This window comes from Mycobacterium simiae, from assembly GCF_008370645.1.
Classification (GTDB): Bacteria; Actinomycetota; Actinomycetes; order Mycobacteriales; family Mycobacteriaceae; genus Mycobacterium; species Mycobacterium simiae_A.
Genome location: NZ_VTZN01000608.1, coordinates 1 through 316, shown reverse-complemented (window position 1 = coordinate 316; position 316 = coordinate 1). Strand labels below are relative to the sequence as shown.

1 protein-coding gene is annotated in these 316 nt (G+C 68.7%); it reads left to right on the top strand.

What is annotated here, in order from left to right; all coding sequences use genetic code 11:
• Nucleotides 1–316: acyl carrier protein (locus F0Q45_RS28475; protein WP_188113220.1), on the top strand; the 316-nt coding region annotated here is incomplete at both ends.

The following is a 316-nucleotide window of genomic DNA, read 5'->3' as shown; positions in this document are numbered from 1 at the left end:
CACCACCGAGCACGGCCTGGCCCTGTTCGACACCGCCCTAACCCACCACCAACCCTGTCTGGTCGCGGCACCACTCAACCGCCGCACCCTCAACCACCTCGCACAACGCAACACCGTGCCCGCCATCTTGTCGGCACTGACCACCACTCGCCCCCACGCCGCCACCGCCAGCGCCCACACACTGACCACCCGACTAGCTACCCAAACCCCCGACCAGCAACACCGCACGCTGGTCACGCTGGTGATCGCCACCACCGCCACCGTCCTAGCCCACCCTGACCCGGCCAGCCTCGACCCCGACCGGCCCTTCAAAGAC